This is a genomic window from Paenibacillus sp. ATY16 (genome assembly GCF_003399985.2).
GTDB classification, from domain to species: Bacteria; Bacillota; Bacilli; order Paenibacillales; family Paenibacillaceae; genus Pristimantibacillus; species Pristimantibacillus glycanilyticus.
Map to the genome: position 1 here is coordinate 26503 of NZ_NMOK02000009.1, position 20620 is coordinate 47122.

At 51.8% G+C, this 20620-nt stretch carries 21 protein-coding genes; 4 read left to right on the forward strand and 17 right to left on the reverse strand.

The window, feature by feature from the left end; all coding sequences use genetic code 11:
* Positions 1 to 4 precede the first annotated feature (4 nt).
* The 5 genes from CFI03_RS06515 to CFI03_RS06535 form a co-directional block, all read right to left on the reverse strand.
* Positions 5 to 1129 carry an acyl-CoA dehydrogenase family protein gene (locus CFI03_RS06515; RefSeq protein WP_248756858.1) on the reverse strand — a complete coding sequence of 375 codons (1125 nt, stop codon included), beginning with the start codon at positions 1127 to 1129 and terminating at the stop codon, positions 5 to 7.
* 27 nt (positions 1130 to 1156) lie between these two features.
* The gene (locus CFI03_RS06520) at positions 1157 to 2020 is read right to left on the reverse strand and encodes a 3-hydroxyacyl-CoA dehydrogenase family protein (RefSeq protein ID WP_248756859.1); all 864 of its coding nucleotides are present in this window, start codon (positions 2018 to 2020) and stop codon (positions 1157 to 1159) included.
* A 33-nt stretch (positions 2021 to 2053) separates the two neighbouring features.
* Positions 2054 to 3232: an acetyl-CoA C-acetyltransferase gene (locus tag CFI03_RS06525; RefSeq protein ID WP_248756860.1), complete on the reverse strand. Its 1179-nt coding sequence runs from the start codon at positions 3230 to 3232 to the stop codon at positions 2054 to 2056.
* Positions 3233 to 3245: 13 nt separating this feature from the next.
* On the reverse strand, positions 3246 to 4343 hold the full coding sequence (locus CFI03_RS06530; RefSeq protein ID WP_248756861.1) for an acyl-CoA dehydrogenase family protein: 1098 nt from the start codon (positions 4341 to 4343) through the stop codon (positions 3246 to 3248).
* A 199-nt stretch (positions 4344 to 4542) separates the two neighbouring features.
* Positions 4543 to 5310: a MerR family transcriptional regulator gene (locus CFI03_RS06535; RefSeq protein WP_248756862.1), complete on the reverse strand. Its 768-nt coding sequence runs from the start codon at positions 5308 to 5310 to the stop codon at positions 4543 to 4545.
* 154 nt (positions 5311 to 5464) lie between these two features.
* On the opposite strand from CFI03_RS06535, the gene CFI03_RS06540 reads away from it, so the two are divergent.
* The gene (locus CFI03_RS06540) at positions 5465 to 5602 is read left to right on the forward strand and encodes a hypothetical protein (RefSeq protein WP_015844360.1); all 138 of its coding nucleotides are present in this window, start codon (positions 5465 to 5467) and stop codon (positions 5600 to 5602) included.
* 39 nt (positions 5603 to 5641) lie between these two features.
* Here the strand turns inward: CFI03_RS06540 and CFI03_RS06545 are convergent, their stop codons facing one another.
* From CFI03_RS06545 to CFI03_RS06570, 6 genes are all read right to left on the reverse strand, one after another.
* Positions 5642 to 6643, reverse strand: a complete 1002-nt coding sequence (locus CFI03_RS06545) for an ABC transporter ATP-binding protein (RefSeq protein ID WP_248756863.1) — start codon at positions 6641 to 6643, stop codon at positions 5642 to 5644.
* Positions 6644 to 6672: 29 nt separating this feature from the next.
* The gene (locus CFI03_RS06550; protein WP_248756864.1) at positions 6673 to 7449 is read right to left on the reverse strand and encodes an ABC transporter permease; all 777 of its coding nucleotides are present in this window, start codon (positions 7447 to 7449) and stop codon (positions 6673 to 6675) included.
* A complete protein-coding gene (locus tag CFI03_RS06555; RefSeq protein ID WP_248756865.1) occupies positions 7446 to 8255 on the reverse strand; it encodes an ABC transporter permease in 810 nt (269 codons plus the stop codon). The genes CFI03_RS06550 and CFI03_RS06555 overlap by 4 nt, the downstream gene beginning before the upstream one ends.
* Entirely contained in the window at positions 8252 to 9439 is a 1188-nt protein-coding gene (locus CFI03_RS06560; RefSeq protein ID WP_248756866.1) for a serine hydrolase domain-containing protein, read from the reverse strand. The genes CFI03_RS06555 and CFI03_RS06560 overlap by 4 nt, the downstream gene beginning before the upstream one ends.
* Positions 9440 to 9469: 30 nt before the next feature.
* Positions 9470 to 10624 carry a serine hydrolase domain-containing protein gene (locus CFI03_RS06565; RefSeq protein WP_248756867.1) on the reverse strand — a complete coding sequence of 385 codons (1155 nt, stop codon included), beginning with the start codon at positions 10622 to 10624 and terminating at the stop codon, positions 9470 to 9472.
* A 202-nt stretch (positions 10625 to 10826) separates the two neighbouring features.
* Positions 10827 to 12398: an ABC-F family ATP-binding cassette domain-containing protein gene (locus tag CFI03_RS06570; protein ID WP_248756868.1), complete on the reverse strand. Its 1572-nt coding sequence runs from the start codon at positions 12396 to 12398 to the stop codon at positions 10827 to 10829.
* 124 nt (positions 12399 to 12522) lie between these two features.
* On the opposite strand from CFI03_RS06570, the gene CFI03_RS06575 reads away from it, so the two are divergent.
* The gene (locus CFI03_RS06575) at positions 12523 to 13956 is read left to right on the forward strand and encodes a DEAD/DEAH box helicase (RefSeq protein ID WP_248756869.1); all 1434 of its coding nucleotides are present in this window, start codon (positions 12523 to 12525) and stop codon (positions 13954 to 13956) included.
* A 75-nt stretch (positions 13957 to 14031) separates the two neighbouring features.
* Here CFI03_RS06575 and CFI03_RS06580 read toward each other — a convergent pair whose 3' ends face one another.
* Both CFI03_RS06580 and CFI03_RS06585 read right to left on the reverse strand, forming a co-directional pair.
* Complete coding sequence (locus tag CFI03_RS06580) at positions 14032 to 14337, reverse strand: DivIVA domain-containing protein (protein WP_127496688.1); 306 nt, start codon at positions 14335 to 14337, stop codon at positions 14032 to 14034.
* Positions 14338 to 14502: 165 nt separating this feature from the next.
* Entirely contained in the window at positions 14503 to 14829 is a 327-nt protein-coding gene (locus tag CFI03_RS06585; protein WP_248756870.1) for an L-rhamnose mutarotase, read from the reverse strand.
* A 213-nt stretch (positions 14830 to 15042) separates the two neighbouring features.
* On the opposite strand from CFI03_RS06585, the gene CFI03_RS06590 reads away from it, so the two are divergent.
* Positions 15043 to 15189: a hypothetical protein gene (locus CFI03_RS06590; RefSeq protein WP_165930719.1), complete on the forward strand. Its 147-nt coding sequence runs from the start codon at positions 15043 to 15045 to the stop codon at positions 15187 to 15189.
* Between the two features lie 60 nt (positions 15190 to 15249).
* Here CFI03_RS06590 and CFI03_RS06595 read toward each other — a convergent pair whose 3' ends face one another.
* Complete coding sequence (locus CFI03_RS06595) at positions 15250 to 16500, reverse strand: TolB family protein (RefSeq protein WP_248756871.1); 1251 nt, start codon at positions 16498 to 16500, stop codon at positions 15250 to 15252.
* Entirely contained in the window at positions 16497 to 17477 is a 981-nt protein-coding gene (locus CFI03_RS06600; protein ID WP_248756872.1) for a VanW family protein, read from the reverse strand. The genes CFI03_RS06595 and CFI03_RS06600 overlap by 4 nt, the downstream gene beginning before the upstream one ends.
* Positions 17478 to 17625: 148 nt before the next feature.
* Between CFI03_RS06600 and CFI03_RS06605 the strand changes: the two genes are divergently transcribed.
* On the forward strand, positions 17626 to 18735 hold the full coding sequence (locus CFI03_RS06605) for a hypothetical protein (RefSeq protein WP_248756873.1): 1110 nt from the start codon (positions 17626 to 17628) through the stop codon (positions 18733 to 18735).
* A gap of 58 nt (positions 18736 to 18793) precedes the next feature.
* Here CFI03_RS06605 and CFI03_RS06610 read toward each other — a convergent pair whose 3' ends face one another.
* Positions 18794 to 19315 carry a LysM peptidoglycan-binding domain-containing protein gene (locus CFI03_RS06610; protein ID WP_248756874.1) on the reverse strand — a complete coding sequence of 174 codons (522 nt, stop codon included), beginning with the start codon at positions 19313 to 19315 and terminating at the stop codon, positions 18794 to 18796.
* An 83-nt stretch (positions 19316 to 19398) separates the two neighbouring features.
* Entirely contained in the window at positions 19399 to 20472 is a 1074-nt protein-coding gene (locus tag CFI03_RS06615; RefSeq protein WP_248756875.1) for a glucosaminidase domain-containing protein, read from the reverse strand.
* Positions 20473 to 20620: the final 148 nt, after the last annotated feature.

Below are 20620 nucleotides of genomic sequence, written 5' to 3' on the forward strand. Positions count from 1 at the left end.
ACCTTCATTTCATCATTCTTCCGCTGATTACAAGGCGATGGATTTCATTGGTACCTTCGTAGATTTGCGTTACTTTCGCGTCTCTGAACAGCCGTTCGGCGGGATGCTCCTTGGATACCCCCTCTTCGCCCAACAGCCGGACTGCAGCTCCGGACACCGCAACCGCGGTATCGGAAGCAAACATCTTGGCCATTGACGCTTCCTTCGTGCATGGCCTTCCCTCCTGCCGAAACGAAGCGGCACGGTAAACAAGCAGCCTGGCGGCCGCCGTTCTTGCCAGAAGCTCCGCCAGCTCGGTGTCACGGGACGTATATGGAGCGCCCTTTGACGAGCCAAAACGCTCACGCAGAAGCTCAATCGAGGCTTCGGCTATTCCTAGCGCTTGCGCGGCAATGCCGATCCGCCCGCCGTCAAGCGAGCCTTTTGCAATCGCGAAGCCTTCGCCTTCCCGTCCCAGCCGGTATTCCTCGGGAATACGCAGCTGTTCGAGATGAAGCTCGCAGGTATTCGAGCCGTGAAGACCCATTTTCCGCTCGGGCTTGCCGATATGAAGCCCCTTCGTGCCTCCCGGCACAATAAATGCGGAAATGCCGCCGGCACGCTTCGTCCCGTCCGTAACGGCAAACACGACATATACCCCGGCCGCTCCTGCATTGGTAATAAACAGCTTGGAGCCGTTTAGCTCATAATAATCGCCTTTCAGCTCGGCTGCTGTCCGTATAGCGGCAGCATCCGAACCGGCATGCGGTTCCGTTAACGCAAAGGCACCGATCCATTCGCCGGAAGCCAGCTTTCCGACGAAATGCCGGCGCTGCTCCTCCGTTCCGTAATTCAGAATGGGAAGCGTGCATACGGAGGTGTGCACGGATAAAATAACGCCAACAGCCGCGTTAACCCTCGACACTTCGTTAATCGCGATTATATAGGAAATAAAATCCAATCCCGCCCCGCCCCACTGCTTGGGTATCGGGATTCCCATCCACTCCCGCTCCGCCATCTTTCGGATGATTTCCGCAGGAAAGCGCTCCTCGGATTCCATCCGTGGCACGGCTGACGCTATTTCCTCATTGGCGAACCGTCTTATAGCCTCCCTAATGGCTTGCTGCTCCTTCGTAAACCGGAGTTCCATGGACAATCGCTCCTTTCGGGTGCGATTCTATTCGTAGCTGTAAAAGCCCTTCCCGGTTTTCTTCCCTAACCAGCCGGCCGATACATAGTTGCGCAGCAGCGGGCACGGCCGGTATTTCGAATCGCCTAGTCCTTCATGCAGCGTCTCCATAATGTACAAGCAAGTATCCAGCCCGATGAAATCCGCGAGAGTAAGCGGGCCCATCGGATGATTCATGCCTAGCTTCATAATCTGGTCCACCGCTTCGGGCGAAGCCACGCCTTCATAGACGGCATACACCGCCTCGTTAATCATGGGCATGAGAATCCGGTTCGAGACAAAGCCCGGATAATCCTCAACGCGAACGGCCGTTTTCCCAAGCGATTCGGCAAGGGCAACCGTCGTTCTCAGCGTATCGGCCGAAGTAGCCAGACCCCGAATGACTTCCACAAGCGTCATAACCGGAACCGGATTCATAAAATGCATGCCAATCACCTGCGAGGGGCGCTTTGTCACTCCGGCGATAGCTGTTATAGAAAGCGAAGAAGTGTTTGTCGCCAGAATGGCATGCGGCGGACAGATCCGGTCCAATTCCTTGAACAGCCTCCGCTTAAGCTCCAGCTGTTCGGGGATAGCCTCAATAACAAAGTCGGATACCCGGCAGGCTTCCAATGTAATAACCGGTGTCAGCTTCCGCATGGCGGCTTCCTGCTGCTCCTTCGCCAGCTTTCCCTTCTTGACAAATCGGTCAAGCGAGCTCCCAATCGCGTACATCCCGTGCTCAACCGCGGCTTCGGTAATATCGTAAAGCGCGGTCTCGTATCCGTACTGCGCCAAAGTCTGGGCAATGCCGCTTCCCATCTGCCCGGCACCCAGCACGGTTACCTGGCGGATCTCCTGTACCTGGTCCATCCCCTTCACCTCGGTTCTCGTTCAACCATCCGTTCACGCATCAACCTGAAGCAGAACCGCGTCGCCTTGCGCTCCGCCGCTGCAAATCGCGGCGATGCCTAGTCCGCCGCCCCGCCGCTTAAGCTCATGAATCAGCGTCAAAACAATGCGGGCGCCGCTTGCTCCAATCGGATGCCCAAGCGCGATGGCTCCGCCGTTGACGTTTACTTTTTCGGGATCCCAGCCTATCATCTGTTCGCTGATCAGCACAACCGAAGCGAAAGCTTCGTTCACTTCGAATAGGTCAATCTTCTCCAGCGGAACTCCCGTCATCTTCAGAAGTTTGCGGATCGCAAGCGCCGGGACGGTTGCCAGATACGCCGCTTCCGCGCCTGCCGAAGCATGCCCGAGTATGGTTGCAAGGGGCTTAGCGCCAAGACGGGCGGCTTCCTCCGAAGACATGACCGTCACCGCGGCGGCGCCATCATTCACTCCTGGAGCATTGCCGGCCGTAATCGTCCCGGTCCGATCGAAGGCGGGCTTTAATTTGGCCAGCTTTGCCGCATCCGTATCCGGACGCGGACACTCGTCGACGCTAAGCTCCGTACCGTCATCCAAGATTACGGGAACGATCTCCTCGGCAAAGCGCCCGCTCTGCTGTGCAGCTACCGCGCGGATGTGACTGCGGAGCGCCCAATCGTCCTGCTCTTTACGCCCGACATTGAACTCGTCTGCCACCCGGTTGCCAAGCGAGCCCATCGGCACCTGGTGGAACGCGCAAAACAAGCCGTCATGATTCATCAGATCCACAAGCGCCGCATTGCCCATTCTAGCGCCCCATCTCGCCGTCGGAACGGCGTAAGGAGTGCGGCTCATGCTCTCCATTCCGCCTGCCACAACGATCTCGGCATCGCCGGAACGGACCATCTGATCGGCCATCGTGATAGCCCTCATGCCTGATGCGCAAACCTTGTTTATCGTCTCCGACGGCACTTCCCAGCTTAGACCCGCCAGCCTCGCGGCTTGCCTGGACGGAATCTGGCCGGCTCCCGCCTGAAGCACCATGCCCATAATGACGCCATCCACCTGACCGGGCGAAATGCCTGATCTTTGCATGGCTCCCGTAATCGCGGCAGCTCCCAGCTGAACGGCCGGCACGGTTTTAAACTGGCCTCCATATTTGCCAAACGCTGTTCTTGCTCCTGCTACGATGACCGACTGACGATTAGACATCCGTCAGCTCCCCCTATTCCGCCTCCAGGCTTAAAATAGCCGAATTCGAATGCTCCGAAGATGCTTCCAGACTTTTGGCATCCCGCAAATAACGTTCAACGGGGTATTCGCGCATATAGCCGTATCCGCCAAAAATCTGTACGGCCTCAATAGCCGTCGCTACGGCGTGTTTGATCGCGTAAAGCTTTGCCATAGCCGCTTTCGCGCTGCTTGACAATCCTCTGTCCGTGGACCAGGCCGCATCGTAGACAAGCCACCTTGACGCCTCTACATTCGCCGCCATATCCGCCAGCTTAAACGCTATGCCTTGCTGGCGTCCGATCGCTTTGCCGAATTGCGTCCGTTCCTTCGCGTAGGCTAACGCGGCATCCAATGCTCCCTGGGCAATTCCCGTAGCTTGAGCAGCCGCACCAATATCCCGAATGACGTTAATGCCATTAAATATATGTCCCGTGCCTGATTCCGAATTTTCTTTAATCACGTTAAATAAAGAAAAATTTACCGATTGAAACCGCAGTTCTGCTCTTGGCATCGCCCGCAAACCAAGCTTGCTTTCCGAAGGCGCGCAGGTGAGACCGGGACTGTCACCCGAGATCATGCCGAGCGAGAATCCTCCGGCCCGATGCTTGATTAACCCTACGTAATGATCCGCTACGCCAGCCAGTTCGACGGACGGAAGAGATCCGTCAAGCTTATAGATGTCTTGACCCATCCTTTTTCCTCTTAACGTCGGATGGGAATAAGCAATGGTTCCAAGCTTTCTCCCTGTAGTTAATGCCATTAAATTTGTCTCGAGCAAGCTATCGCTTCCATGCTTGGCGAGCACCCATGCCGCTGTCGTATGCACCCCCAGCATAACCGAGGTTGAAGCACATACGCGGGCAAGCTCCTCCAGGACAATCGAGTAGACGAGTAGATCGCTGCCCGCTCCGCCCCACTTCTCGGCAATCGGAATCCCCGTTAAGCCCATCGTCGCCATATTGTCGAACAAGCTGCGGTCAAATCGCTCAAGCTCATCTCTCTCAACCGCCCCCGGGGCAAGCTCGCTTTCCGCAAAATCCCTTACAGCCGCACGCGTCAGCTCGTATTCCTCGTCCAGCTGAAACCGCATCTCCCCCTCCCCCTTTCCGCAAAAGGACAACCTATTCGACGGATTCCGAGCCAATATCAATATATGAAGGAGCCTAACGCTAACATGCCGCACGCAATAAAAAACCGCAGCCTATAAGGCTGCGGTGGACAAAGTGAGTATTCGACGTTTTGACCGTTGCCTATAAGGCTGCGGTGGGACAGAGTACGAGTGTTCGACGCTACGGCTGCTTCACGCCCGTATAAATATGAATGGCATCCCTCAAGAAAGCGGCTGCTCCGGGCTGGCCGGCATCGTAGTAGACAGTGAACCTTTCGTCATCCACATACATTTGGGACAATCCGGCATGTGCCTCCTTCGAATACTCCTTCCAATAAAACATCAGCCAACGTTTGTGCAGCTCTGCCGTTTTCTGCGCCAGCTCGCCCGCGGGATCACCGGTTTTGATGGCTTCCGCCAAGGCTGATTTGATCTCTTCCCCAAGCTTCGTTACTTCATCGTACTGCTCCTGCGTCATATGGCTCAGCTTCGCGTTGGACGCATTAACGGCATCGTCGCCGTATTTCTCCCGGATTTCCTTGCCGTATTTGTTCTCGTTCTCATCAATCAGCTTCTGTTTGAAGCCTTCGAATTTTTGTTTGTCGGACATGTTTATTCTCCCTTCCGCATGCTCAATGGATTGCTCGACATTCCGGATAAGGACATCCAGCTGCCGCCTTCTGTCGAGAAGCTGCTCGCGGTGCTCCTTCAGCGCGGCCCTCTTATCAAAAGCGGGATCTTGAATGATTTGCCTGATTTGCTCAAGCCCCAAGCCAAGCTCGCGGTAAAATAAAATCTGCTGCAGCAGATCCACCTCCGCCTGCCCGTAAATCCGGTATCCGGATGAACGGACTCTTGCCGGCTTTAACAGTCCAAGTTCATCGTAATACCGCAAGGTTCTCGTGCTTACGCCCGCGAGCTGTCCCAGCTTCTGTACGGTATATTCCATATCTGCTCACCTCCCGACAACCTTACTCTACACTTTGACGCAACGTCAAAGTCAACGGCAGATTTCCATTTTTCTTAGCTTTTTATTTCCTTCATTATACAATGCATGAATTAACCAAAGCCCGCTCAATCTAGAAAGGTTGGAGGTGAAAAACATGACAGGACGCAACAACAAGCCCGACAATGACGGACCGGCTGCAAGCCCTTCGCGCCTTGACCAATTCGGCGATAAGCTTGCCGACAATTCCGGATCGGTTCCGAAGAAGAACAGCAGCAACAATACCTGCAAATAACTCAAAAAAAGGACTGCCGGCAAAGGCAGTCCTTCCTGCTTATGACTTAGCCGCAGCCGACTCTTCGGCCGCTTCCGCCATATACAGCTCTTTCATAATCGATTCGATCGGAATGGCGTCAATCGCCATATCCACAATGCCATAAACCTCGTTAAACTCCCGGATAAAACGTTTCAAAGGCAATACGCTCGTATCAATCTCCAGCGCAAGCTCTAGAGGCCCTTTCCGCTCCGTAACCGTAATACCCTGGATACGGTTATCCGGAACAACGGTTTCCGTCGTCAGACGAACCGACTTCTTGTCTCCCAACCTGCTTCTTAACATGGCAAGCGAATCATCCACCACAATCTCGCCGTGATTGATGACGATCACCCGCTCCGCAAGCAGCTCGACATCCTCCAGGTCATGCGTCGTTAGTATAAAGGTGACTCCCTGTCCGTTCATGCTTCGGATGAAATGGCGGATATTCTCCTTCGCAATCATATCCAGTCCAATCGTGGGCTCGTCGAGAAACACGATTTCCGGACGGTGCAGCATCGCCATGATAAACTCGCATTTCATCCGTTCGCCTAACGACAGCTGGCGGGTAGGCTTTCGGATGATGTCGCCAACGCCAAGCAGTTCTGTTAGCTCATTCAAAGTTGATTGATACTGACGCTCCGGAACGCCGTATATCGCTTTGTTCATATAAAAGGCATCGACGGGAGGAATATCCCAGAGCAACTGCGACTTCTGCCCAAAGACGGCGCCAATGCGGCCGACATACTGTCTTCTCTGCTTCCACGGAACAAGCCCCAGCGCCTTAACTTCGCCCGTTGTGGGGTGAAGGACACCCGTCAGAATCTTTAGCGTCGTTGACTTCCCCGCGCCGTTAGGGCCAAGAAACGCCAGCATTTCCCCTTGCGGGACGGTAAAAGACAACTCATGAACGGCTTTGATTTCCTTCATCGGCCGTTTGATCAAATTACGCGTCACTTCGCGTAGCGTATGGCCGCGTTCATGGGTCGTATACGTCTTCGTCAGATTTCTCACTTCGATCATGCTAACCCTTCTCCCCTTCGTCTACGCCTCTAACCGCCGGCACTTGTATAACCTTTCAGCATCCGGTTCCAATACAACATCCCGAGCAGCAGGAAACCGGCAGCCGGCAGCAGCGCCCATAATCCTCCCCAGCTGGTTCGGCCAAGCAGCGCTTCAGCAGGAACAAAAGCGATCAGACCTACGGGAAGAACATACGTTAATACGTTTTGCAGCGATTTCGAGAAGATGGTTCCCGGATACATGCCAAAGCTTGTAAACGCGTCAAAAATATCAAAGACCCGGCTGCTTCCGACCCAGCGGAACAACATGCCGGACAAGAGCAGGGATACCGCGCATAACATCGTGACTGACGCCAGGAACAGCAGCCCGAACTGCAGCCACGCCCAACCGCCGGGCAGCTCCATCCCTTTTAAGGCGTAAACGAACAGAACGGTACCGCTGAACAATCTGCCGAAATCATCCGGATCGAAGCCCGTGATCATCGCCATCAGCATAACGGGTCTAGGCCGGAGCAGCAGCAGGTCAAACGTTCCTTCGCGGACATGGCCTAGCGTCGTCCCTACCATGCCGAAGAAGAACGGAAAAGCGATTCCCTTGGACAACGCAAACACCGCTTGAATAAGCAGCGCCTCGTGCATCGTCCAACCGGGAAAAGAAGCGCCGGATTTGTACACAAGCAAAGTAACGAGCGGAACGACCAGATCCCCGATAACGAGCATAACAACGCTAATAAAGAAATGGCTGCGATACGCCATTTGCTCCGCAAATTTGGTTCGCAGAACCGCACCGAATAAGGTCTCTCTCATACACCCACCCCCGTAAATCTGCGCATGGCAGCGTTGTATAGAAGGGTCATGGTGAGCGCAGTAACCGTAACGGCAACGGCTTGCAGGCCTACCGCCTGTGCAAGCGACAGATGAATGCCGGCAAGCTCATATTCTCCTCCGTACACTCTAGTCGGCAAATAGGTAATGAACTGAAAAGGAAGGAAAAACAATACTTTTTGCATTGCATCCGGGAAGAAGGACAGGGGGATAAACACCCCTGCGCAAATATCCTTCAGGAGCAGGAACACCCGCCGGATTCCTTCTGCCCGGATCAGCCAGAAGGCGGTTAATCCAACGCAATAATTGACCATAAAGTTCATCAGGAAGCTGAAGGTAATGGACAAGACAGCCCAGCCCGGAGCCGCGGGCTGCAGATTTACGCCAAAGACAAAGATAAACAGAAGAAGAACAGGCAGCACTTCAACCCAAAGCGCGAGCGAGCGGTGTCCGATCTTCTGGGCAAGCGCGAACAGCCAATGCGGCAGCGGCCTTAGGGCAAAGGTGACAAACTTCCCGCTACGCACCAGCATCTGCAGGTTCCAGTCCGCGAAATCAAACGAGATGTAATGGATAAGGCTGGCTACGCCATAATAGGTAAGCATCTGTTGATAGGTCAGACCGTTTAACGTGTCATGCCCTTGGTATACGGCCTTCCAGATAAACACTTGAACCAAGAACATGACGGGCCCAACAAGCAGCGAAGCCGCCATATGAGACCGGAACGCTGCCCACTCCTTGTAGGTAGCGAAGCCGATCGCGGAAATGACGGCGGTCAGCCGCTTCACAGCCAGCCGGAGCCGATAATATTTTGCGTACCGTTAATCGACTCCGGACACCAGTCCAGATTGGAAGGCACAAAAAATACGACTACCGATTGATGCTGCGGATCAACAAGCAGCTTGCAGCGTCCCGCCCCTTCATGGCCGAAAGAGCCCACGGGCAGCCAGTCGTCATGCCCGGTCAGGCTAGCTCCAAGCCCGTAAGTAAAGTTCTTGATTCGCCCACCCCAGCAAAAGCCTTCAATTCCGCTGTTCAGCACATTCGTGGTCATCTTCTCTACCGACTTGCGTGATAAGATTTTGACACCGTCAAGCGTACCGTTGTTAAGCAGCATCTGGCCAAAGCGGTACAAGTCATCCAAGGTGGAATTCATGCCGCCTCCGGCTCTTTGGGGACTATATCTGCGGTCATGCTTCTTCGTATCCCGATTCTTCTCATGCTCGTTAATCCAGCACACCTCGTCATGCAGTTCCTCCGGAATATCGAAGAACGTGCGGTTCATGCCAAGCGGCTTTACGATCTTCTCCATCACGTACTGCTCAAACGGAATTCCGCTTACTCGGGATACAATCTCGCCCAGGACATTAAATCCGGCTGACGAATAGCTCCATTCTACCCCTGGCGCCGATAAAGGCTGACCGGACAAGAGAGAACGAATCCATGTGCTGCGGCGCTGCTTTTCCAGCTCTTCCGGATCCGTGACGGCATCCGGTCCTTCCGTCTCAGGCTCGAAGGCGAAGAGCATATCCCACCATCCTCTCGGATAAGGCTCCTGGAAGTAGCCGGGATCCGCCTGAAGGCCCGAAGTATGGGTCAGCAGATGCCAGATTTGAATCTTTTCGTACGTGGCGTTTTTGAATTCCCCGATCCATTCCGAGACCGACTGCCGGAGAAACAGCTTGCCCTGCTCGACCAGCTGGAAGATCGCCGTCGCAGTGAACAGCTTGGTTACCGACGCGATTTTGCGGATCGTATCGTCCTTATAGACCGAATCGGGATCCGTGTACTTGAGCTGTCCAAAGGCGGCTTTTGCAAAAACCTTGCCATTTGCGGAAAGAAGATAAGACGCGCTTTGAATTTGTTTCCGTTCGATAAGCGACTTGAAATGCTCCTCCAGCCGAAGCCGCGCATCCGGATCGAATCCGGTCTCCTGCGGTTGTATTGCCGTATTTACACCCGATGTTGACATGGGCATCCCTCCATTATAAAAGGTTGTTTATTATTCCAATCCCGACCAGACGATAGCCCGCGGGGTAAGCACCGATTCATTCGTGAAGCCTTTTTGGCTAGGAACCAGGAACGCAAATACCAATTCCTCGACAGGATCCACATACAAGCCGCAATGGCCGTAGCCTTCATGCGAGAAGGTTCCTTTGCTGGCCAAGTCAAAATGATCCACCGACCAGCCTAACCCGTATTTGAAATCCGCGTGAAGATTGCCCCAGCCTCTGCTCGTTAAGCCATGCAGATGATTCACCGTTTGCAGCTCGACGGAACGTTTGGACAATACGCGGCTGCCGTTGCCGGTTCCGCCGTCCAGCATCATCTGCCCGAATTTCCACAAGTCCTCAAGCGTCGAATAAAGACCGTTGCCCGCCACGTTTGGCATGTCCGCCGTCCGCTCGCGCGGATCGTAGATTTCTCTTTTCTCCCAATCATTCGTGCAGCAGACCGCGTCCCGTTGATCCTCGGGTACCTTGAAGAAGGTGTTCGTTAAGCCGAGCGGACTCAGAATCTCATCGTGTATGTACTGTTCGTAGGACTTGCCGGATACCTTGGCAATAATCTCGCCAAGTATGGCATATCCGCTTGAGCAATAGATCCATTCCTTTCCCGGCATGCGCTGCATGGGTCCAGAGATGACAACCTGCAACCAATTGATATGCGGATAAGCTTTCTTCGCTTCGTGCGCCATCCATTCGTACCACGGAAGTCCGTAAGGCTCCAGGTAAAAACCGGGATCTCCCTGAAGACCGGAGGTATGGGTGAGCAGCTGGAAAATCGTAATGTCGCGGTGCTTATCGTTGTCGAATTCGGGCAGGATCCGGCAGACGGATTCCGTCAGAAAGATTTTCCCGCGATCTATCAGCTGATGGATAGCAACTGCCGTAAACACTTTCGTGATCGAATAGATTTTCCGAATGGAATCGGGAAGAAGATCCGCGCTGCCGTCTTCATGGCGCAAACTCCCTAGCGAGCGTTGTGCGAATACCTTTCCCTTCCTTGCGATGATGTAGCTTGCGGCTTGAATCGTACCGTTTCCGATAATGGAAGCATAATGATCGTCGAGACGCCGGAGATGCTCTCTATCGAAACCGACTTCCTCCGGACTGGCATTGGTCCAGCCCTCATGAATGTGAATCATGTCCTGCATTTGAGTTGACCCCTCCCTGAATTGGAGAATCATGGAAATCACAATACATCCCTATTCTAAGGGTACGAATGTTCGCATGTCTATGCCTTTTTCGAGTAAAAACAAAATATATTTTGCTATTTGTTTAAACCTTTGCACTTTTTCCGTAATAAAAAAAGCAGGACATAAGCACATACGCGCTTTGTCCTGCCTTTGCGTTTCTCTACAAGCTCTGTTCGCTTACCCCGGTATCCGGATCGAAGGTCAGCATTTTTGTTCCGACTTTATCGATAAAGAATCGATCATGACTGACAGTGATAACCGCTCCCGGGAAATGAATCAGCGCCTGCTCCATCACTTGAATACTCGTTAAATCAAGATGATTCGTCGGTTCGTCCAAAATAATAACGGCGGCACCGGATAGCAGGCATTTGGCAAGCGCAACCCGGGCTTTCTGCCCGCCCGACAGGTTACCGATAAATTTGCTTAAATCCGCTTCCGAGAATTGCAGCATGGAGAGGAACTTATTGACCTTTTTCCGCGGCGCATCCAGGCCAAGCCCATACGTATTCACCGCGTGGCTGACCGTGTCCTTCGGATCAAGCTCCTCCCACATCCGGTTGAAATAAGCGTAGCTTACCCCTCTCTCCCAGACGACTTCGCCGGACTCCGGCTTCTCCTGCCCCGTCAACACTTTTATGAGAGTGGATTTTCCGCTCCCGTTAGGGCCAACGATCACAAGACGGTCTTCCTTTTGAATATCAAAGCTGATATTCTCGAAAATCCGTCTGCCGTCATACGTTTGGCTGATTTGCTTCACTTCGCATAATTTGTCCGGAAAACGCAGCTTCTCGTAAATATCGGTAATCAGCACATTAACGGGATGAGGCTCAATCCGTTTCTTGTTATCCGCTAGTTTACGGGAAAGACGGTCTTTCGACGTCTTTTTGATGCTTCGGCTGTCTATGGCTTCAGCTTCCATCAGGAGAAGCTCCTCTTCCCATTCGAACTGGCGGTCCAGCTCCTTCTTGCGCATCTTCTTCTTGCGGACGTAATCGGTGTAATTGCCGTCGTATTCCTGAAAATGATAGTTCTCGATCTCGATCGTTCTCGTAACGACTTTATCGATGAATTCCCTGTCATGGGACACCAGAATCATGGCCCCCTTGAACCGGAACAGCCACTGCTCCAGCCAAGCAATCCCTTCCATATCCAAATAGTTCGTAGGCTCGTCGAGCAGGACAACATCCGGCGTTTGGATGAGCATCTTGGCTAGTGCCGCGCGGTTTCTCCAGCCTCCGGACAACTCGCCGACCGGCTGATGACGCGAATGATCGTTGAATCCCAGCTTCGTAAGCACGGTGTTAATCTCGACGGACACATTCCAGCCGTCCAGATGCTCCATCTGCTCGAACAATTCCGCTTGCCTCGACAGCAGCTTGTCCATCTCGCCGTCATCCGTCACCGATCCCAGCTTCTCCGCAACTTCCTGAAGCTCTCGTTCGATGAGAGCCACTTGCTCAAAGCACATCTCCAGCTCCTGCTGCACGGATAAGCTGCCGCTAAGTTCCGAGAACTGCGAGAAGTAGCCGATCTTCGCTTGCGGATCGATCTCGACCTTCCCGGACGTAGGCTCTTCCTTGCCCATAATGAGCCTGAATACCGTAGACTTTCCCGCGCCATTACGGCCAATCAGTCCAACGCGTTCCCCTTGACTCAGGCGAAAATAAATATCGCGAAAGATCATAGCGTCTTCATATTTTTTCGTTACGTTCTCAAGTCTAATTACGCTCATCGCTATCATCCTTTCATTCTTCTAACGATTATAACACTATCAATCGCGATTCCGGGTATAATGAACAAGTATAAGCTAATATGTACGGCCTAGTACGGCGAATATCATGCAGAAGAGGTTTAAGATGACGGTATTTAAAGGATTAAGCAAGGAAATTACGACAGCTCTGAGCAGCTTGGGCTTTGACACCCCTACGGAGGTGCAAGCGAAAGTGATCCCCATTGCGCTTGAGAAAAGGGATCTGGTCGTCAAATCGCAAACCGGCAGCGGAAAAACAGCCGCTTACGGAATACCCCTCTGCGAGCTTGTGGAATGGAACGAGAATAAGCCGCAAGCTTTAATCTTGACGCCAACCCGCGAGCTTGCGGTTCAAGTCACGGAGGACATTACCAATATCGGCCGGTTTAAACGAATCAAAGCAACGGCCCTATACGGGAAATCTCCTTTTCATATTCAAAAGGCCGAGCTGAAGCAAAGGACGCATATGGCAGTCGGAACGCCGGGACGCGTGCTCGACCATATTGACCGAGGTACGCTTGCGCTCGACAAGCTCGCTTATCTGGTCATTGACGAAGCCGACGAAATGCTGAATATGGGATTTATCGAACAAGTCCAATCGATTATTCAAGCCTTGCCCGGCGATCGGGTAACGATGCTGTTTTCCGCCACCTTCCCCGAGGATGTTGCAAAGCTGTCTCGACGATATATGGACAATCCCGCGCAAATTGAGATTCAGGCAAGCGGACTAACAACCGCAACCATTGAACATTCCCTTATTGAAGTGAAGGAAGCGGACAAGCTGGCCTTGCTGCAGAACGTTCTAGTTGCGGAGAATCCGGACAGCTGCATTATTTTCTGCCGGACCCAGGAGAATGTCGACAAGCTGTTCCGGTCGATGGCCGAGCTCGACTATCCATGCGATCGCATCCACGGCGGTCTGGAGCAGGAAGAACGCTTCGAAGTGATGAATGCGTTCAGAAGAGGCCAATTCCGCTATCTGATTGCTACGGATGTTGCGGCAAGGGGGATCGACATTACGAACATCACCCATGTCATTAACTACGATATCCCGTTAGAGAAAGAAAGCTACGTACACCGTACGGGACGTACCGGACGCGCCGGCAAAAACGGAAAAGCGATTACCTTCCTCGCCCCTAACGACGGCAGACGGCTGGCGGAGATTGAAGATTACATTGGCTTCGCGATTCCGAGAGTGCCGGCTCCTTCTGAAGAAGAGGTTAACCGACGCCTCGAAGATTTCCAGCGCAAAATTAACGTTGGGGTTGAGCTGAAAAAGGACCGCCGCGAGCAATTAAACAAGCAAATCATGAAGCTTAACTTCAATGGCGGGAAGAAAAAGAAATTCAGGGCGGTAGACTTCGTCGGGACCATTGCGAAGCTTGAAGGGGTAACGGCTGACGATATCGGGATCATAACGATTCTCGACCATGTGACCGATGTCGAGATTCTTAACGGCAAAGGTTCGCTCGTTCTTGAGCTGATGAAAAATACGACGATAAAAGGCAAGCAATTAAAGGTACGCCGAGGAAACAAATAAATTTTTCTGCTAAAAACGAAAAGCCGCTTCCGCTCTATCCGACATAGAGCCAAGCGGCTTTTTAACATGCAACGATTAGAATACGCGCGGGCGAAGCGTTTCTCTCTTTTCCCCGAATACGCGCTGCTCCAGGTCTTCCAGACGGCGTTTGATCATGAAGTAATCGAAGGCTTCCTTGTCCTTCATCAGTTCCATATGTATGTTCGCCAGGTCAGCTTCAAACTTCACGATCAGCTCCTGCATGCGGCTGTAGTCCTTGATAATCTCGTCGAGGAACTCATCCACCTGCTCTTGGCTGTAGCCTCTCATCTTTTTCTCGAATTGCTTAGCATGTATGATTTGTGCTGTTAATTGAATACCGTATTGACTTAACTCGCTCATGGTATAAATGCTCCTCTCAAAACTCGATAAAAATGACACCTAGTCTCTATAATACGACGATTTTCGACTTTCTGCAAAGCCGCTCTCTTCCAGTTAACAAAAAAGGACTGCTTAACGCCAATTCGCGTCAGGCAGCCCTGGATAAATTCAACTTGTTATTACGGCTTATTTCAGGTAAAAGACTTCTCTTAACGGACGAATCGGCTCGGCTTCGCGGAAATCGAATGAACCCTCCACCATTTGCGACGTGATGGCGTTCCAGCGGTTGCACGGCTCGCTCTCGGCGATTATGCCGAACGCCTTCTCTACATCATCGCATTCGAAGCAGTAGAAAAACTGGTTGCCGTTTTGAAAGATCGAATAATTCCGGATCCCTGCGCGCGAATGCTCTTCCATAATTTCAGGCCAAGGGGCCAGATGCATGGCTACGTATTCCTCAAGCATTTCTTTTTTGATTTTCCAGGTCCAAGCGAATTTATTGCTGTTCTCCATTTGCTACCTCTCCTTCTCTTTCCTTCATTGCCGAACGTCAATCATGCCCTTCCTTATGAAGACGTTTACAAAAATGCTGTCAGGATCAATATAGGCTATCCATGTCATGGTGTAAAGAGAAGATTTTTCGCGCGATATTCGAAGCGGCCTGCGGGCAATCTAATGTCGCCACAGGTTGTAGGCGCCATTCTATCGCAGGGAGGAATAACAAACATGTCGCATAATAAACGACGCTCTTTCCAAGGTAAAATGCATGCACTGCAGTTCAACTCGCTAGAAGCTGAAAATAATGTGGCGGGGTCAACGGACCGGAACCGCAACCAAAAAGGCCATGTTCCGAACAGCCCTTCGACAGGCTAGATGTTCCGTTAGACCAATGAAGCAATGAATGAAGGAGCTCCGTCATTGGAGCTCCTTCGTTCACTTGTTCAAATAACCAATCATGTCGCTCCAATTCGCTCTGCCGTAATAATCTTCGGCAATGGTCAGCTTCGTAATCCAGGATAAGGACCGTCTTGCACCCGGTTTGATCAGCTTGACCTCCGCGGAGCCTTGACCGGACTGCACAAAGGCAATCATCCCGTTCTTCATCATTGTTGGCGCATAATCGCCATAGCCTTCGATGCCTCTCGTCACATTTTTGCTCTGCCCTGTTCGAAGATTAACCTTGGCAAGCAAAGGCAATGTTCTGTCTTCTTCATCGCCCGACCATGCCGCCTCTTTCCTCCGGGACACGATAATCGCTTCATCGCGGTCCCAAGTAAAGTCGTTGTCGGCATAACCTCGAGGCGTCAGAACGCGCTTCTTAACCGAGAGAATGTCCTCGAGAACAGTCAGCTTCTTGTTTGATGTGGCTTCTCTGCCCGTACCTTCAATAAAGGCAAGCTGGCCGCTCGACGGCGCCCATTGAAACCAATTGGCATAGCCTAGCATCTGACCGGCTTTCACAAAGCTCCGGCCATCCGAAGACAACAGGATTAACGTGTTGGCATCGGAAGATAAGGAAGCGGTTGGCTTGGCAATAAACGCAATCCATTTTCCGTCCGGGGACCATTTAAACGGGCTTGTCTGAATCGCGAAAAAATCATCCGATTGGGCAGGCAGCCGGTAAAACAGCTGCTTTGACCAGGCCCCACCCGCACCGTCAGGCTTAAGTACATACAGCTCAATCGGAGCCCAGCCGCCTTCCGGCAGCAGCTCAGCCGCAGTAGATGCAAGCAGTCCGCTTCCGTCCGGAAGCCACGAGAACTCCCCTGCATTGTCCATAATACGGTCATGCGAATGGTCGCTTGACCTGTCAGCCGACATGACGCTAAGCTCTCTTCCGGACAAGATGGCTAACCGGTTGTCATTGGGAGCCCATTTGGCATTGCTGCCTTCCCCCAGCCTTCTCATGCCGCCGGTTGCAGCTTCATAGGTCCACACTTCCGGCCTGTTCTCACCCCGAAGGAAGGTCATCCATTTCCCGTCTTTTGACCATTGAGGGCTTCGAATATATTCCTCCTTCGTCAGCGGCTTCTGTACCTCGTCAACCGCCAGCCATAAGTTATTGGTCCGGATAAAAGCAGCCTGCAGCGCTTCCCGTTCCCCTTCCGCAGCTGCGCTTGTAAGAGCCAGCAATGAGGAGCCGACAACAACGGCCATTATCAAAGCAGTTAATTTTTTAATCACGGAAGCAACTCCTTCCCTTCATTAAGATCATGATGTTGGGCTTTGAAAGCAACTTCCTCTGGCAGCTTTTTCGACATGCTTGGGATATGGCGGTGTTTGTATTCAATCAGCTCTGAGGAGTATACGGACACAAATACGCGCCCGCTTCCGGCGAAAGCACGGATCAGAACCGGTTGATTGTATTGATTTTTGAATACGAAATCCGGTCCGTCCCAGCTTACCGTAGCATCCCGTCCGGGCATCACGTAAGGCACATGCCGGCTATGCGAGTATCGCTGGATAATTGTGAGTCCCGCGCTGTCAATGGCATTAAACAAAGTGGAGGATACTTGGCAAATGCCGCCTCCCACTCCCTCCGAGAGCTCCCCGCGGACGATTATCGGAGCACTCAAATATCCTTTCTCCGGCGTTCTTGGCCCCACGGTACGGTTAAACGAAAACGTCTCGCCGGGGAAAACAACCGTATTGGAAATCGCTTTTGCAGCTAAGGAAATGTTATGGGAGCGGTTCTTATTGTTGCTGTTGTAATAAGTAACATAGTTGCCGATCGCTTTTTCCTTAATGCTGGCAAGCAATTCGCTGTCCACCCTCGCGTGCACATGAGTTAAAGGCACCTCAATGGCCCAGGGCTTGTTATTAAAGAAATAGCTGTAAAATCGCGTGGCAAATTGATCGCGATCCAGTTGATAACCAGACTGTTCCGGAACGATCGTCCCCCTATCGCCGATATAAGCGTTAACGGGGGGCACATTGATCTTTTTCTCCAGCTTGGACTGCAGCTTATCGAACTTCCCGATATCCAAAAAGGACGTTCCCGGAAGATCGTAATCGTCCCGCTTGATCTGGGCAATCGGTTGTCCGCGGAACTCAATGGTCAGGTGTTCAGGTACAATATAAGGCCGCTCGGGCTGTACGGGCTGTACAGGCTGCTGCAGCAGGATAGCAAGTCCGGCTATCCAGATTCCGTTAAATCCCATTCTTCACTTCTCCTATCGTCACATAAGCACTAATTCAGCCGAGAATAATAATGGACAAGGGATAGTATGGTTCGCCGAAGCTTCAATTATTTAGTAACAGGAGGAAAATATGCTTTTTCATCGATTTAAGCGTATGAAGGCTTGCATAATGATCGTGCTTGCACTCGCCCTTGCCTGGCTGCCGGAAAATAATCTCCATGCAAGGTCTGCCGTGACGAATGAAGAAATGAACGGTCATTCCGGTCTGCAGTTAATGGTCAAATCAAGCCCTACCGCCATCTTCGAAGACCATGACATGATTAAAGATCCGGATATCGTAAACGCCGTTCATTCACTGAATTGGCAAGCATCCGATGAAGTCCCGCGATTTTCCGATCTTTATATTTCCCGGGAAGGAGTCTCTGCTCCGTCCTTTCGCGTAGATGTCAGCGGACGCATATGGGATGAGACGCAGTCGAAAATGCTTGTTCTGCCGGGCAAAGCCGCGGCAAAGCTGCAGCAGTCCGCCGAGGCTTTGCGGGCGAAGCATTACGGACAATTGCTGGATTGGCAGGAAGCGGAAAAGCTATTTTCCAGAAAAGCTTACTTTGTCATCAAGGATATGGAGACCGGGTTATCGTTCCGCGTACAACGAAGAGCCGGACATGATCATGCGGATGTTCAACCCGTAACGAAGGCAGATACCGAAATCATGAAACAGATCTACAACAAGGGCTGGACCTGGGACAGAAAAGCGATTATCGCGGAAAAGGATGGCCGGCAAATTGCGGCTTCCATGAACGGAATGCCTCACGGCGGAGACGGAATACCGGAGAATGGCTTTTCGGGGCATTTTTGCGTACATTTCCTGAACAGCTCTACCCATAAATCCGAAAACCCGGATTTGCCTCATCAGCTAATGGTTCACAAGGCTGCGGGAAAGCTGCGGAATTATTTTGCGGACTCTTCTCCTTTCCTGCTTGGTCAAGGCTTAATTGAAGCCATTCACCACGAAGAGCCCGAGATGATCCGCCTGCTAACGGAGGGAATTCCAAAAGAGCAGTCGGAGGCGCTGCTTTCGCAGCAGCAGGATTGGCGTTCTATCCGGCGGAAGGACGGACGTGAACTCCCCCAAGAGGAATCCTGGTTGTCCGAGGTACGGATGGAAGCGGAGACCTTGCACGCAACCCGGGGCAAAAGACTGATGCGATTCCATTCCATGTTCGTGCGAATGAGTCCGATCAGTCCGTGGGAGATGAAAGAATTAATCGTTTCTTAAAAACGAATAACGTCCGCTTCCTTCTTATGGGGAAGGAGCGGACGTTATTATTTCCAGCTTAATATGGGCCATTAACGGATGTCCCGTGGATATGAGGATTTGCCATATTAGGGCCTACCATATTGTTTGGGTTTGCCATGTTTGGACTAGTCATGCTTGGGCTCACCATGTTTGGCTGTACGTTTGGCTGGGTATTACTTTGTTGAAGCGATTGCGTTGCCGGAAGATCCATGTATGTTTTATGGCAATACATATTGGAGATTCGCGGGATAACAACCGTTTCGCCATGCTTGAGGGATTTTGGATTCGCGATATGCAGGTTGGCTTCCTCCAGCAGCGTGTTTGGAATGTTGTACGCATGGGCGATTTGCTCCATCGTATCTCCCGCCTGCGCTTGGTGATGAGCGTAATAATAGTTGCGGTCATCCTCCCGGAAGAACGGGAAGAAGAAAGGCGAGAAGAAGAAAAACGGGAACAGGAAACGACCTGGGAAGAAAGGGTGCGGGAAAGGCCGGAATGGTGGACGGAATCCGCCTCCAAAGCCGCCGCCGCCAAAAGGAACAAAACCACGATTATCCATCTTGATACCTCCGTCATATAGTCATTTGACTATATAACTTATTGAATCCTGGGCAAAAAGGTTCCAGTTCCCCGTTAAGTAATTTAAAGCTTCTTATAGTCGCGTTTCATAATATTCATGACCAGACTTGACCATTTCGGATTGGCCGGACAATACTTACTAGCTACTTTATCAATCGTTGTGTACCCTTTATCGATATAATTCTTTGCCAGCAGCTGGCCGAACTTGCGGACGCTGTCTCCCTTCGTCTCGAAGGCAAATGCTTTATTATATTTGTCGCTGTCTAATGCATTAAGGCCAAACAAATTGTTTTTCTTCTTGGCCAGCGTACTCTTGCCGTTGCCGCTTTCCAGCTTCATGACGGCAATCGTAAAGTATGCGTTAATGCCGTATTCCTCTTCGACTTCCAGAATGGCTTGCTCTAAGCCGTGATCCGCAAGAGCCGTTTTCTCAAACAGCTTCGCAATATGTTCTTCCGTCAATCCCGAGTCCGATTCCACTACCGATGTTGGCCTCTCAGGGTCGGAGGGCAGCGGTATTGCTTTTGCGGGTTTAATCTCTAACGTATCGTTAAAAGGCGTTGCCGCCTCCGCTTTTGTATTCGCTTTCGCCAGAATTTTGACCTCAAGTGCCTTTTCGGCAACCGGAGCCGCTTTTTCTTCAATCTGCTTGGCATAACGTCCATGAACGAAGCCTTGATCCTTTAGAGCCAACCATCCGTTATCTGTCGCATGATCCACCTGGATGATGTCCCCTTGCTTTAGCACTTTAATAATATCGGAGTCTGCATCCGGCTTCTCGCGGACGTTGAGGTAAAACGCGGTCACAGCGTATGTAAGAATAGGCGGTTCTTGCACCGAGGGTTGCGCGGCTGCGCTATGTATTTCGGGGATTATACTGAGCTCAGGTTCCGGCAGCGCAGCTTCTTGCCTCTCTACGGGCTTTATTTCAGCGGCTTCCGGCAATTGCGGCGTAAACAGCTGTAAGGCGTCGCTTACCACGATACTGCCGTCAGCGATGGATAAATGAGCGATCGATAAGTCATGAGTTACTTCAGCAGACACTTTATTTGAAGGTAAAAAACGCGTGCTCAAGGTCATGAACAAAGCTATACAAAGTACATATACGAGCACTTTTGAATTGATTTTTGTATGCATCGTTACACCTCTTCCCTCGTTTTTGTAAATCAGACATACCTGCTGTGGTATAGGTTAGATTGTACATAGGAGGATTTGAAAAACGTGTCAAATATCCTGCGCGGCTCACTTGTTTCTTTGTCGGAGCTTCATGCCAAACTTTGGCTGA